Below are 13,552 nucleotides of genomic sequence, written 5' to 3'. Positions count from 1 at the left end.
AAGTTAAAAATTATTTTTAGTAATTTTTTTAATCATCGAATAATAGGATACATATTCTTTATTATTTGGCCAAATAATCCAACATATGAGTTATTTATAATAATTTGTTTGATTTACAAAAACATGAATTTCTAGAAAATAAATATAATATTTTTTTTTAGATAAACCTTAGCATCGACAATAATTAACTTTCGTTCCACATAAATTAATTATTGATTCGTTTATCTTTGATTGCAAAACAAAAAGCAAAACCTGTGATTGATCTACAGATTTTGCTACGGATTAAATATTTGATTGTTTATCTAGATTAGACTTATTTAAAAATCAATCAGCGAAATACTGCCAAATCTAAATAGCTGAACAAAAATCATTTTAAATTAATTGAATTTTTACTTCTAACCCGAGGTTTTTAAAAATATATGTGCATATTCACATATATAATGACAATTTGCTATTTTAAATACGTTTCAATCAATTTATTATTTTTAACCATTAATTCGTGACTGTATTTCTTTTCTTGATTAGAGTTTCTTACTAATTTCCAAAGAATTGCTGCAACCTTCATCGGAGATTTATATTTTTTTGAAAGTTCATCATTCATGAAATCTCGTACAAAATTGTTCCACTGATAAGTTTGTTCTTCCTTATTAGGAGTTGCATCTTTTTCTGTGTTTTCTATGACGTGGATTAGATCCGCAACGGTAGCTTTTGTATCTCCGCTCTTTTCAACTTCTCTCATTTTGATGCCCATTGATTTACAAAATGAGAATTTTTGTACATTGTAATATTCTTCAAAGAATTTTCTAGCTTCCTTATTAAGAGAAAAGCCAGAATTCAGTAATTTTGTATCTAATCTTATGTCTTTTGATTGCAATTTTTTTGAAGTATCTCTTCTTATTTTTCTAACGGATTTGATATTTGACGACGGAACGCCATCTAAGAATTTTACAATATAGTTTGTTAATTCTGCCTTCGTTCCATAGCTTGGTAATTTGTATTCTCTACATATTTGTTCCAATTCAGTTTTGTACCAATAAAAGCTAATGAAGACTTCACTAGTCATTTTTACATCAAATTGCGGTCTATTAGACATTTTCCCTCTCCAGTATTACTCATTTATTTTAATATTACAGTTTTCTATATAGATGAACAATAATTCAAAAATATTCCAATATTACTCCCCCAAAAAAATTCAGAGATTTGTGTTACATTTGAAGTATCAAGAGTTAAGGAGTGAATCAATTGGCAATCCAAAATGAATTAATGCAATCTTTAAACGATTCTGAAACAGAAATTATCCAAATTCGGCGTTATCTTCATCAACATCCCGAAACATCTTTCCATGAGAAAAACACTTCAAAATATATCAAGGACTTCTATCATAAACTAGGTATCGAAACTAAGGATTGTGGTGATGGCTATGGCTTTATAGTCGATATTGATTCAGGTAAACCCGGGAAATCAATTGCTTTACGAGCCGATTTCGACGCTCTAGCCATTCAAGAAGAAAATGATCTACCTTTTAAGTCAGAAAATTCTGGTGTGATGCATGCTTGTGGTCACGATGGTCATACTGCCTACATGATGGTTTTAGCCAAGAATTTATACCAAATGAAGAACAAATTACACGGTAAAATCAGAATAATTCACCAACCTGCAGAAGAGATCACTCCAGGTGGCGCCAAAAGTATGATCAAAGATGGCGTACTCGATGGTATCGATAAGGTCATTGGTGCACATGTTATGACATCAATGCCAACTGGTTCTATTGGTTATCACTGGGGCGAAACTCAAACCGGTCGAGCAGATTTTTCGATTAAATTTATCGGTAAAGGTGGACACGCTTCAATGCCCCACTTATCAAAGGATGCTATCGTTGCCGGTAGTTATTTTGTTACGGCCTTACAAACAGTCGTTTCACGTAATATCGACCCGTTTGATACAGCTAGCGTGACTATTGGGTCATTTGATGGTCTAGGTTCAAACAACGCTATCAAGGCTTCTGTCGAGTTAAAAGGTGACGTGCGAATTATGAAAGAATCAACTAGATCAACGATTCATCAACGTATCGAAACGATTGCTGAAAGCGTTGCTGAGATGTTCGATATGAAAGTTGAAATTGATTATAATGACAATTACCCAGTCTTGGTTAATGATGAAAAGTTAACTAAGCAAGTAGTAAGTTCAATCGAAAGTGCTGAAATACCTGAAGTTAAACAAGTCTTTGACTGTGGTCCTCAAGACCCTTCTGAAGATTTTGCCTACTTTGCACAAGAACGTCCTAGTTGTTTCTTCTACGTAGGTTGTGATCCTGACGACGGCATGAACCATCCCCACCACAGTCCAGAGTTTTTAATGGATGAGAAATGTTTGCTTGTCGCTGCAAAAGGTATGGGTTCGGTTGTTTTAAATCTATTAAATAGTTAATTTGATTTATTCATTTGAGATAAATAAAGTGAGATAATGTATCCATTGAGCATTTAAGAATATGGGGGATCTTGCATGACTATACTTTTAGGCATCGGACTGATAATTTTAGCTATCTTTGCTATTGTTGGGAACATTAGTAATTCCAAACAATTTGGTAGAAAGATTATGTCGGACAGAATTTATTTTTACATCTTATTACTAGTCGGTGGTTTAGCTTTGATTTTCTTCTGATTTCAAGAAACACCAATAAAAAGGAGTCTTGATTATGACAACAACTTCAACTATACTCTCTGAAGCAAGAAAAAATCTAAAAAAATAACTGATGATGTTGCAGATTTTGATGATCATGTAATTATTACAAAACCTAAGAATCGTAACGTGGTTATTATCTCAGAAAAAGAATTTCAATCTTGGAAGGAAACTTTCTACTTACTCGGTACGGAAGCTAACCGAAAAAATTTAGATGAATCTTTAAATCAATTAAAATAAAAGCCAATCAGCTCACAATAAAAAATGAGTTGATTGGCTTTTATTTTTACTATTCATTTCTAATAGATACGATGATACTTACTAAAATCAATCCCAAACCGACGAAAAATCCAACTTTAATTGATTCATTCAAAAATAACCATCCCAAAAGTGTTCCAACGATTGGTTGAAACAAGAAGAACAATCCTGATGTTGGGCTGTGAAATAAGACTAATCCTTTATTCCAAAGGAAAAATGCAATTGCAGTAGAAATTATTCCTAAGTATAAAAGACTTAACCAAATGTGTACACTGCCCCAGGATATATTTAATAAGGTTCTCTTTTGTATGAAAATAACAGGCGTTAAACAGACAATAGCAACTAAAGTACCTAAAAAAGTAACTTGAATGATGCTGTACTTTTTATCAACTAATTCAATCAAAACAGACATCAAGGCCCAAGTAAGTCCAGCAATCAACAAGAAGATTACTCCTAGTAATAAGTTCTTTCCTTTAAAGTGAAAACCGACAATTGATACAACACCTAAAATAGCTAGGGATAAACTGATCCACTTATTCTTGGTTGGTTTTATTTTTAATAATGGCCAACTGAAGATGATCATGAATGCTGGTGTTGCTGTCGTCACAACTGAGCCTAATTGAGCTGAAGAAAACATCGTGCCTGTTTCTTGAGCAACGATAGAGATCGTATCACCAATTAATCCGATTAAGAAGATCAGTAGTAAATTTCTTTTATCCCAGTGCCACTGAATTTTTGCGACTAAGGCAATTACCAATAAGGTAATGGAACCAATCAGATATCGTAACCAAACTAGTTGAATCGGTGGAACTTCACTAACGACTGATTTGACGACGACGAACATCCCACCCCAGATACATGCTGCTAATGTTAAATATATGCTACCTATTATTTTATTTTTGTTCAAAATATGAAACCTCCGCTTTATTTACTTAATTGGTTAAGAAATCAGCGGATTCACACCACTGATTAGCGGTATGAAGGTACATCACATTCGAATAATGGTGAATATAACAAGATGAAAGCCTCCTTTTGAAGGAAATATAGTTTTAATTATATGTTTGTATTAGGTTAATTACAAATTGGTATCTTCCCGCAAACTATCACATTTTGTGATATAATAACTTTGCAAGAAGAGAATAACATATATACACCAAAACCCCCAACGAGTGCAAGTCGTTGAGGGTTTTTTAGTGAGCTAAATTGCCTTTTTATTTTACTTGCGGTGTCTACGTTTTAGCCAATCAGCAAACCAAGCGGTTATTAAGCCGACTACAAGTGGGGCAAAAAGAGAATTAAACATATTAATACACCTCCAATCCGTGCCGGATTGGTTTAAGGCAACGTCTAATATTTTACCATTTTTAACAATATTTTTTGTTAGTTAGATTAAATTATAAAAAGTAAATACAAATGATTTTGAAAAAGAATCGTCGATGTTAATACTGGTATTGAATCTATCAATAAGATATCTTCAGTTGTCAAATTAATTATAATAAGAGCAAAAAAGAGATTTCTTTAGTATTGAAGGAATCTCTTTTGTATTGAAACATTATTTTTTATTTAACTTGTTAAAATAATTATTTACAAAATCAAACGGAGCGATGACGTCATATTCAGACAACATGCCGATTGGTTGATGCTTAAATACAATACTTTGAGGTAAGCGATATGTTTTATGTACATCAACATAGCTAGTCTTTCTCAGATGTGCATCTTTCCAATATCAAGAAAGGTCCTTTGTTTTGTCATAAATCTTTTAATCGTTCCATTAAGTTAGAGTGCTTGTTATATAACCTCTTAGCAATTTCAAGGATTTTCGGACGTGCTTGTTCACTATTTGATGTTTTTCTATCTTCTTTTGAAATTTGTGTCATCCCCTCATATGCGCATATCCTATTTTTTGTTTCTTTTTCCTATTATATTAACGATTTCCCTTTCAGTTAAAGTCAAATCTACTGGATAAGAATTAGTCCTAGCAATCTGTTCATATAAAAGAGTTATTGCATCTGTTGTAGTCATCCCAAGATTCTTGAGGACCCTTTCGACATCTTTTTGTAGTTTCTTATCAACTTGAATAGTAACCTCATCTTCTTTAACCACAGGCATCGTTCCCCTCTAATATTGATTTCGAATACATAATACCAGAATTTAAAAATGATAACAGCTTTCTACGATTAACTACTTTATTTACCAAACGTCTTCTATTAAAAATACCCTTAATCATCCCTAGCACCTAAAATATCAACTAAAAGAAATATTAAGAAGGTGCCGCCATGATCAAAAAATTAAGGCCGCTATTCTACATTATCGTTGGGGTATTATTTGCTTTTGAAACTTATTGTCTTTTAACCGATAGTAAATATACCTTATTAATAACTAGCCTGTTGCTTTTTACATTGGCATTGAGTTATTGGCTAGATACTAGAAATTAAAGAAACTCTTTAACAGCTTCCGATAATTTAGTCAAAGGATGTCCCAGAACTTGTTCGAATTCAGAGTTATCGGCTAAATTTTCACCATTACCTTCATTCAAAGTATATTGTTGATAATTTTCGGATACTCCGATCCACATTTGAGAAATTCCAGCTAGAACTAGGTCCGGTGTAAATACATCTTTTGAAACCGATTTGATATCTAATTCCCCATTCATTGCCACTTTGGTTGCTTGGGCAATTTCTTCATAACTTCTTGGAGTATTAGCCAAATTAATGACTTCTTTATTGCTTTTCTCGACAATTACTCTAGCTCCGGCTTCAGCATACTCACGTCTTAAAGCAAATGATAACTTACCTTTAGTGGCAAAGTATTCAAATTTATTAGTTTGTTTAGCGTAATCGAATAACGCTTGATGAACTTCCATATACCAACTGTTACGCAAAATGGTATAAGGGATGCCTGAATCTTTGATCCATTGTTCAGTTTGTTTGTGATTGATCTCTAGCCCAAATTTGTCATATTCAGGTTGATAAATACTAGTATAAGCAATGTATTGAACCCCAGCTTCTTTAGCGGCATCGATAACATTCTTTTGGATATTAGGAATTGGCGAAGAAACAAACAGCAAACGGCCGATTCCTTGTAAGGCTTTCTTCATTGAATCTAAGTCTGCGTAATCACCAATTCTAATGTTGATTCCTTTTTCTTTTAAAGCAGCACCTTTATTTTCACTTCTAACTAGTCCATAGAGATTGGCTTCAGGGATAAATTGTTGAAGATAGTCAAGAGCTCGACTACCGTATCCACCATTGGCACCTGTAACTAAAATATTCATCAATGACACACTCCTTTTTAATCTGTATCGAGTACTATACAAGCTAAATTTCCATTTGAAACTAGATGAAAGTGATAAAATGTATAAAAACTAGATATAATTGTAATTTCATATAAAAGGAGTTTGTCGAAATGGATTTGAAAAATCAAACCAAATTGCTTTTTGCTCGGGAATTGGAAGAAATGTTAAAGACCATTCCCATGGATAAAATTCGAATCGTCGATTTATGTAAAAGGTGTAATACCATCCCTCAAACCTTCTACTATCATTTTCATGACAAATATGAATTAGTAGCCTGGACTTTTTTATATGATTTTTCTAAAACTTACGTTAATCAAGATTTTGAATATTCCGTTAAAAGTATTGTCGATAATCTAAAACAGATGAACCAACGGCGAGTCTTTTATCAAAAAACCTACACGCAACACTCACAAAATTCGATTGATCAATACATTCAAAAATTCAATATTCATTCAGCAATAGATGCGATGGAAAATCATTCCCAACAACCCGTCACGTTTGACCAACTTTTAGAAATTAAATACCACTCGTACGGGATGATGGGCCTATTTCAAGAATGGATCAATGACAAAAGCACTGTTTCTATTGAACAACTAGCTCAATTTCAATTTGATCATACACCAGATTTTTTAAAGATTGCTTATCAAAATTATTCATTTAAGAAAATATCAAAAAAGCTTCACTAAAAGTCTAGTGAGGTTTTTTAGAATCTATTTATCCTAAATAGTCTGATACGAAACAAATTGATTTAATTTGTTTCGTATCTTACAAACAGCATTTTTTTGATTCTAGGAATTAGTCTGATTTCCTCGTATGATAAGGACATCAATTAAGAAGTCGAGGCAAACAAATGACTAATCAAAAAATCAAAATTCACATTCTACACACTGGTTTAGTAAAAGTAGACAGAGCACTACCCTTCCATGGCGAATATCGTAATCCTTTAGCATTCACTGGTCTATTTCGTTCAGAAAAAAATCAAGTGATTTTACCCGTTTCCAGTTATTTAATTGAACATCCCCATGGGTTGATTTTAATCGATACTGGTTGGAATAAATTAGTAAGACAAAGCAATTGGAAAGAGCTAGGTCCACAAGTTCAAATTAACACTGGATATTTGCCAATGGGCTGGTCAGTTGATGAAAGATTAGCTGCTTTGGGTTACAAGCCTTCAGATATCGATTACTTATTATTGAGTCATTTGCATTGTGATCACGTCAGCGGTTTAAAACAAGTCAAGGATGCTAAAAATATCCTCGTATCCGAACCAGAATTAAGAATTGCTAACAAATTGCCAATGGTTTATTTACCTCATGAATGGAAAGGTGTCAATCTTCAAACATACCAATACGATCATACTGACATTGGTCCTTTTAACGAAAGTTTTGATTTGTTTGGTGACGGCAGTATTGTTCAAATTCATACTCCAGGGCATGCTTCAGGTATGTCAGCTACTAGAATTCAAGGTAGTGATGGCAAATTTGTCCTATTAGCAGCAGACACCGGTTACTCATCTATGTCTTGGGAAAGGATGTTAACGCCTGGTATTTGTACTAGTCGTAAAAAAGCTATAACTTCTCTAGGCTGGGTCAGAGAACAAGCTCACAAGGATAACTGTATTGCGGCAATTGCCAATCATGATACCAAAGTTGATCAACAAACAATTGAATTACCTTATTAATTTTCTCACCAAATCGTTCATAAATTCAGCAATTTCATCTTGATGACCATTTTTTAAGGACCAAATGATCGAAGTTAACGCACTGTTGGCGTAAAAATCACCTAAAAAATCATCAGGTACTTTTAAGTTTAATTGTGGGGCTATTTTTGAAAAGTATTTTTTAAGTGATTTTAAGTAAAATGATTTCAAAGAACCCTTTTCCAGCGGTATTTTTAATAAAGTGATAATAACTCGGGTATCTTTATTTAAACCATCATAAAGTTCTATCAGAAGTCTATCTTGGTCAATCTCTTGCATGCGATTAAAAAGTAATTGATCAAATATATCGACCTGCTCTTGAATCATCCGCTCTAACAAATCATATTTGTCAGTATAATGATGGTAAAAAGTACTTCTACCAACTAAACTAGTTTTACAAATATCGTTAACGGTAATTTTATCGAACGATTTAGTTTGTAAAAGCTCAATAAAGCCTATTTGAATATCTCGAATTGTTTTTATGATTCTTAAATCTTCTGTCATTAAAGTTACTTCCCATTATTAAAACTAAAAAGACTTCACTAACGAATCCGATTATCACATATTAGGATTTTTAGTGAAGTTTTTTACTAGTAATTATTTTTAAAGTTTATTCCAATCAGCATCATTTGTTATGTCAATTTCATCAGAATTGTCGATAACCGTATGAACTTTATTGAGCGTACCGTCATTCATTAAGTAGAGTGTTTCCTGTAATGATTTATAATCTTTAGCACTCATAATAACTGCACTCTCATCTTCTGTTCTGCCATTTATTTCTACAGGTGTGGGGGGTTCGTTTACGAATTTAATAATTTTATAAAAGTCTTTTTTTGCTTGAATAGGATTAGTCATTCTTCTCATTGCATGATTTCCCCCTACACTTTTATATCCTCTAGTATGAGATTTGTATTTAATTACGTCAAACAACAAACGCTTTTCCCACATTACAATTTCATATATAGAAGTGGATATGGATTACCTTGTTCATCTCGATTGGTTCTTTTATATACTTCAAATCCCATATGTTCGTAAAAACCTTTAGCAAGTGGATTTTGTTCATTAACAGCTAGATCATTGACTGAATATTGTTCTATTCCGTAGTTCAACAATTTTTTACCTAAGCCTTTTCCTCTTTCTTCGTTAGAAACAAAGAGCATTTCAAGGTGCTGGTTTTCAATCCCCATAAAGCCAACAGGAACTTGATTTTTGTTTTCTACAATAATTAAATGTGGTATTTGCTTTAGTGCTTGTGGTACATATTTCTTAATACTTTCTATTTCATTTTCTGACAAAAACAGATGTGTTGCTTTTACGGAACTTTCCCACGCTATTAATAATTGCTCAATCAATGCTTGGGGTCTATCTTCTACCTCTTTAATCTTCATTTCTATCTCCTGTATCCTAATTTACTCATTTGCATTCTAAATATAAGTTACATGTCTATGCACGTCAAACAACAAACGCTTTTACCATAATTTCTTTTTGAGTTACAATTTCTATATCAATAATAATGAAAGGAAATTAATCTTGGCATTCAAAACACCCCTAGCTGATCAAATGCGTCCTACTAAATTGGAACAAATGGTCGGTCAACAAGATCTCTTAAAAACCGGTCAACCACTTCGCCAAATAATTGATAAAACTGTCAACATCCCTTTGATTCTCTGGGGACCTCCCGGGACTGGAAAAACTAGTTTGGCAAGAATTATCGCCAAAAAATACAAATATCCTTTCGTTTCATTCAATGCTTCGACTGACAATAAAGCTCAACTAACACAATCGATCGACACCTACCCTTATCAGTCTTTTGTCTTATTGATTGATGAAATTCATCGGATGAACAAAACGTTACAAGATTTCTTATTGCCATATTTAGAAAATGGTCATATCATGTTAATTGGCTCAACGACTGAGAATCCTATCATGTCAATTGTTCCCGCCATTCGCTCAAGATGTCAAATCTTTGAGTTTAAACCGCTAGGTACTGAAGATATTACCAAAACTTTGAAACGAGCTACTGATGAGATTTTCAAATTAAAAGAAGATCAAATTGAAGCCGATTCTTTAAAGTTGATTGCTATTTCTTCTGGTGGCGATTTAAGAATTGCCTTAAATATCTTGGAAACGATTCACGCCATCAATCCTGACAAAATAACTGTCAAAGACGTCAAACGATTTGCTAAGCAGCAACATTTCAGCTACGACAAAAAAGCTACCAAACATTACGATTATTTATCAGCTTATTCTGATTCGATGGCTGGTTCTGATACTGACGCCGCTTTGTATTATTTAACTGTCCTTCTAAAGAACAACGACCTACCGTCTGTTGTCAGAAGATTACGAGAAATCCCCTACACTTATATTGGTTTGGCTAATCCTCAACAAGCCACCCAAATAGTGATTGCGGCTAACCAAGCGGAAAAAATTGGCATGCCTAAAGCTAAATATCCGTTGATGTTTGCAACGATGTTAATGTGTCTGTCACCGAAATCCGGTTCTTTTGACCAAACTTGGGAATTGTTAGACAAAGATACTGAACATCCTAATTTGCATCCAATGCCAAAAGGTTTACGCGATGCCCACTACAAGCATTCAGAAGAGATCACTGGCGGAGGTCTGTTCACGAGTCCTTTCGCCCAGCCATTTCAAATTGCTTCTCAAAACTACATGCCTGAAGGATTTACTGGTAAGCGTTACTATTACCCTAAAAATAATGACAGTGAGAAGAAATTTGGCGAACAATACTTAAAATTGCATAAATTCATTTATCATGAAGACTACAAAAAATAGTCAAAAAAATACCCCCAATTCATGGAGGTATTCTTTTGACTATTTATTTATTCCCAACCGTAATCGTTAGGATCAAGTAATCCACGTCCTGTTGCCTTGTCGAGCATAATTCTTTGTTCAAAGTGAGCAACATTACGTTTTGTAGTCTTGACCATGTCAGGGTTAACTGATACATAATCAATACCACAACGAATCAAGAAGTCTGTAAAGTCTGGATACTCTGATGGAGCTTGTCCACAGATTGAAACTGTCTTGCCATCTTTATGAGCTGTCTTGATCAAGTGATTAATTGCACGTTTTACAGCTAAGTTACGTTCGTCAAACAATCTTGAAACAGTATCGTTATTTCTATCGCAGCCTAGAATTAACATTGCCAAGTCGTTTGAACCGATTGAGTAACCATCAACGTATTGATTGAATTGGTCAGCCAAAATAATGTTTGTTGGAATTTCAGCCATCATGTAAACCTTGAAGTCATCGCCACGAATCAAGCCTTCGCCTTTAATAATATCGGTAACTTTTCTAGCTTCATCAACAGTTCTGACAAATGGAATCATGATGTTCAAATTCTTCAAACCAAATTCGTTACGAACTTTCTTAACAGCACCAAGTTCTAGTTTGAAGGCTTCAATGTACTTAGGATCATAGTAACGTGAAGCACCACGCCAACCTAACAAGTCAGCTGGCTCATGTGGTTCATACTTGTCTCCACCTTTGAGGTTACGATATTCACTGGACTTGAAGTCTGATAGACGTAGGACAACTGGTCTTGGAGCCATGGCACGAGCAACTTTAGAAATACCATCAGCCAACATATTAACAACTTTTTCTGGATGGCCTTGTTCGATCAAGTATAGTGGGTGTTCGTGAATGAACGTAGTCCACAAGAACTCTTCTCTCATTAGACCAATACCATCAGCTGGTAATGTTGAGTACTTCTCAGCTAAGTCTGGGTCACCTAAGTTCATCATGACACGAGTTCCTGTTGGAGCAAATGTTTCAGCAGCTACTACTTGGCCAGCAGATGCATTGCTTTCTTTCTTCTTAGCGATTCCTTCCACTTTGCCGGCATAAACAATACCGTTTGTAGCATCAACTGTAATTACATCGCCAGTATTAAATGATTCTGTAGCGGCTTGGCCTTTACTCTTAGTACCAACGATACAAGGAATCTGCATTTCTCTTGAAACGATAGCAGCGTGACAAGTCATACCACCATTGTTAGTTACGATAGCAGCAGCTTTCTTCATAGCTGGAACCCAGTCAGGAGATGTCATCAATGTTACTAAGACTTCGCCTTCCTTGAATTTATCAATGTCATCTGGAGAGTCGATTACGTGAACAACACCACTGGCAACTCCAGGACTAGCAGGTAAACCACGAACTACAACTTTAGCATCTGATTCAGCTACTAGATCTTCGTCATCATCCTTCTTCTTTTTCTTTTGTGACCAAACCGTTTCTGGACGAGCTTGAACGATCCAAAGACGATTTGTGTTCTTGTCCAAAGCAAATTCCATATCCATGTAGCAGCCATAGTGACGTTCAATTTCCTTAGCATATCCAGCTAATTCGATAACTTGTTCGTCAGTAAGAACTTGTTTTTCTTGTAATTCTTCAGGAACAGCTGTTTCAACAGTTCCTCCATTAGTATCTCTTTCCAATTGGATAGTTTGTTTTACGACGTTCTTTTCATCGATCTTCATTGATTGTTTGTCGACAACGAAGTGGTTAGGTGTAACTTTACCTAAAACGATGTATTCACCCAAACCGTTGATTGAGTCGATAACGATCTTAGATGCGTCACCATTAGCAACGTTAACTGAGAACATAATACCTGAAGCCTTTGAGAAGACCATCATTTGAACTGCAGCTGACAAAGCAACTTTTTCATGTGGGAAGTGTTGCTTGTGTCTATAATATGTTGCACGATCTGTAAATAGTGAAGAATAACATTGTTGTACACGGTTAACTACATCAGCAGCTCCCTTAATATTTAGATAAGATTCTTGTTGACCAGCAAATGATGCATTTGGCAAATCCTCAGCTGTAGCAGAAGATCTGATAGCAACAAATGGATTGTCTTGTCCAACTTTTTCAGATAAGTCAGCATATGCCTTTTCGATATCTTTAGCCAAATCGTCAGGCATCTTTGCTCCAACAATTAAGTTTCTGATCTTTTCACATGTTGCATGTAGTTCATCTGAATTTTCGTAGTCCTTGATACCCTCAAGCAATGCGTTAACCTTGTCGTTTAAACCTGTTTGAGCCATAAAATGTTGATATGCACGTGCGGTTGTCGCAAAGCCATAAGGCACAGGTACATCCATCGAAGAAGTCATTTCTCCAAGTGAAGAAGACTTTCCTCCTACTAAATTAACATCTTCCCGATGTAACTCATCAAACCATAAAACGTTAGCAGTATCACGACTACTCATAAATATTACCTCCTTTTGATTTTTCCCTTGAATCTTTCTAAAAGCTGAAATGTAACCGCTTTCAACCACAACTTTATTATAGTTCACTTTGTAACAAAATGTTACCCTATTTTATGTTTTTCTATCAAAAATTTTATGATTCCTTTTGAACGTTTCAATTGGTATAACCTCGTTGAGACTACTATATTTCTACAATAAGTCGGTGATTACGAATGATTGGTATTGATTGAGACAAAAAATATATTTTGTTTCTTGCAAATTAATTGTTTCACAATATGCAAATTTTTGAACTCAATTTCATCAATTTTTTCTTCAAAAACATGATTATATGAGGAGGAATTTGTTGGTATGCATTTAGAAGCAATAATGATCTCGCTGTTTAAATTTGTA

Annotated in this window: 15 protein-coding genes; 6 read left to right on the top strand and 9 right to left on the bottom strand. The window is 34.3% G+C overall.

The window, feature by feature from the left end; all coding sequences use genetic code 11:
* Positions 1 to 451 precede the first annotated feature (451 nt).
* Positions 452 to 1,093 carry an SAP domain-containing protein gene (locus tag LF20184_RS06880; RefSeq protein WP_010019832.1) on the bottom strand — a complete coding sequence of 214 codons (642 nt, stop codon included), beginning with the start codon at positions 1,091 to 1,093 and terminating at the stop codon, positions 452 to 454.
* Positions 1,094 to 1,242: 149 nt separating this feature from the next.
* Between LF20184_RS06880 and LF20184_RS06875 the strand changes: the two genes are divergently transcribed.
* From LF20184_RS06875 to LF20184_RS06870, 3 genes are all read left to right on the top strand, one after another.
* Positions 1,243 to 2,427, top strand: coding sequence for an amidohydrolase (locus LF20184_RS06875; RefSeq protein ID WP_010019831.1), 1,185 nt, complete (start codon positions 1,243 to 1,245; stop codon positions 2,425 to 2,427).
* 75 nt (positions 2,428 to 2,502) lie between these two features.
* Positions 2,503 to 2,661: a hypothetical protein gene (locus LF20184_RS12755; RefSeq protein ID WP_010019830.1), complete on the top strand. Its 159-nt coding sequence runs from the start codon at positions 2,503 to 2,505 to the stop codon at positions 2,659 to 2,661.
* Positions 2,662 to 2,745: 84 nt separating this feature from the next.
* Positions 2,746 to 2,919, top strand: coding sequence for a type II toxin-antitoxin system Phd/YefM family antitoxin (locus LF20184_RS06870; protein ID WP_081454112.1), 174 nt, complete (start codon positions 2,746 to 2,748; stop codon positions 2,917 to 2,919).
* Between the two features lie 49 nt (positions 2,920 to 2,968).
* Here the strand turns inward: LF20184_RS06870 and LF20184_RS06865 are convergent, their stop codons facing one another.
* From LF20184_RS06865 to LF20184_RS06855, 4 genes are all read right to left on the bottom strand, one after another.
* Positions 2,969 to 3,844 carry a DMT family transporter gene (locus LF20184_RS06865; RefSeq protein WP_029606519.1) on the bottom strand — a complete coding sequence of 292 codons (876 nt, stop codon included), beginning with the start codon at positions 3,842 to 3,844 and terminating at the stop codon, positions 2,969 to 2,971.
* An 841-nt stretch (positions 3,845 to 4,685) separates the two neighbouring features.
* Positions 4,686 to 4,814, bottom strand: coding sequence for a hypothetical protein (locus LF20184_RS13055; protein WP_010019827.1), 129 nt, complete (start codon positions 4,812 to 4,814; stop codon positions 4,686 to 4,688).
* Between the two features lie 19 nt (positions 4,815 to 4,833).
* A complete protein-coding gene (locus tag LF20184_RS06860) occupies positions 4,834 to 5,040 on the bottom strand; it encodes a type II toxin-antitoxin system RelB/DinJ family antitoxin (protein WP_157769888.1) in 207 nt (68 codons plus the stop codon).
* Between the two features lie 328 nt (positions 5,041 to 5,368).
* Positions 5,369 to 6,211 carry an NAD(P)H-binding protein gene (locus LF20184_RS06855; protein ID WP_010019825.1) on the bottom strand — a complete coding sequence of 281 codons (843 nt, stop codon included), beginning with the start codon at positions 6,209 to 6,211 and terminating at the stop codon, positions 5,369 to 5,371.
* Between the two features lie 131 nt (positions 6,212 to 6,342).
* Between LF20184_RS06855 and LF20184_RS06850 the strand changes: the two genes are divergently transcribed.
* Positions 6,343 to 6,918, top strand: coding sequence for a TetR/AcrR family transcriptional regulator C-terminal domain-containing protein (locus tag LF20184_RS06850; RefSeq protein WP_010019824.1), 576 nt, complete (start codon positions 6,343 to 6,345; stop codon positions 6,916 to 6,918).
* Positions 6,919 to 7,082: 164 nt separating this feature from the next.
* Positions 7,083 to 7,913, top strand: coding sequence for an N-acyl homoserine lactonase family protein (locus LF20184_RS06845; protein WP_010019821.1), 831 nt, complete (start codon positions 7,083 to 7,085; stop codon positions 7,911 to 7,913).
* Here the strand turns inward: LF20184_RS06845 and LF20184_RS06840 are convergent.
* The 3 genes from LF20184_RS06840 to LF20184_RS06830 form a co-directional block, all read right to left on the bottom strand.
* A complete protein-coding gene (locus tag LF20184_RS06840; RefSeq protein ID WP_010019820.1) occupies positions 7,902 to 8,435 on the bottom strand; it encodes a TetR/AcrR family transcriptional regulator in 534 nt (177 codons plus the stop codon). The two genes, LF20184_RS06845 and LF20184_RS06840, sit on opposite strands and share 12 nt — an antisense overlap.
* A gap of 99 nt (positions 8,436 to 8,534) precedes the next feature.
* Entirely contained in the window at positions 8,535 to 8,795 is a 261-nt protein-coding gene (locus tag LF20184_RS06835) for a type II toxin-antitoxin system Phd/YefM family antitoxin (protein WP_010019818.1), read from the bottom strand.
* A gap of 83 nt (positions 8,796 to 8,878) precedes the next feature.
* Positions 8,879 to 9,319, bottom strand: coding sequence for a GNAT family N-acetyltransferase (locus LF20184_RS06830; RefSeq protein WP_010019817.1), 441 nt, complete (start codon positions 9,317 to 9,319; stop codon positions 8,879 to 8,881).
* 142 nt (positions 9,320 to 9,461) lie between these two features.
* On the opposite strand from LF20184_RS06830, the gene LF20184_RS06825 reads away from it, so the two are divergent.
* Positions 9,462 to 10,724: a replication-associated recombination protein A gene (locus LF20184_RS06825; RefSeq protein WP_010019816.1), complete on the top strand. Its 1,263-nt coding sequence runs from the start codon at positions 9,462 to 9,464 to the stop codon at positions 10,722 to 10,724.
* Between the two features lie 47 nt (positions 10,725 to 10,771).
* On the opposite strand, the gene ppsA is transcribed toward LF20184_RS06825, so the two are convergent.
* Positions 10,772 to 13,162 carry a phosphoenolpyruvate synthase gene (gene ppsA / locus LF20184_RS06820; protein WP_010019814.1) on the bottom strand — a complete coding sequence of 797 codons (2,391 nt, stop codon included), beginning with the start codon at positions 13,160 to 13,162 and terminating at the stop codon, positions 10,772 to 10,774.
* Positions 13,163 to 13,552 lie beyond the last annotated feature (390 nt).

The organism is Companilactobacillus farciminis KCTC 3681 = DSM 20184 (assembly GCF_002706745.1).
Taxonomy (GTDB): domain Bacteria; phylum Bacillota; class Bacilli; order Lactobacillales; family Lactobacillaceae; genus Companilactobacillus; species Companilactobacillus farciminis.
The sequence above is the reverse complement of the archived record's forward strand: the minus strand, read 5'-3'. Positions and strand labels throughout refer to the sequence as shown.

Coding starts and splice junctions, on each gene's coding strand:
- LF20184_RS06880 (WP_010019832.1), bottom strand. CDS start 1,093: ATGTCTAATAGACCGCAATTTGATGTAAAAATGACTAGTGAAGTCTTC.
- LF20184_RS12755 (WP_010019830.1), top strand. CDS start 2,503: ATGACTATACTTTTAGGCATCGGACTGATAATTTTAGCTATCTTTGCT.
- LF20184_RS13055 (WP_010019827.1), bottom strand. CDS start 4,814: ATGACACAAATTTCAAAAGAAGATAGAAAAACATCAAATAGTGAACAA.
- LF20184_RS06855 (WP_010019825.1), bottom strand. CDS start 6,211: ATGAATATTTTAGTTACAGGTGCCAATGGTGGATACGGTAGTCGAGCT.
- LF20184_RS06850 (WP_010019824.1), top strand. CDS start 6,343: ATGGATTTGAAAAATCAAACCAAATTGCTTTTTGCTCGGGAATTGGAA.
- LF20184_RS06845 (WP_010019821.1), top strand. CDS start 7,083: ATGACTAATCAAAAAATCAAAATTCACATTCTACACACTGGTTTAGTA.
- LF20184_RS06840 (WP_010019820.1), bottom strand. CDS start 8,435: ATGACAGAAGATTTAAGAATCATAAAAACAATTCGAGATATTCAAATA.
- LF20184_RS06835 (WP_010019818.1), bottom strand. CDS start 8,795: ATGAGAAGAATGACTAATCCTATTCAAGCAAAAAAAGACTTTTATAAA.
- LF20184_RS06830 (WP_010019817.1), bottom strand. CDS start 9,319: ATGAAGATTAAAGAGGTAGAAGATAGACCCCAAGCATTGATTGAGCAA.
- ppsA (WP_010019814.1), bottom strand. CDS start 13,162: ATGAGTAGTCGTGATACTGCTAACGTTTTATGGTTTGATGAGTTACAT.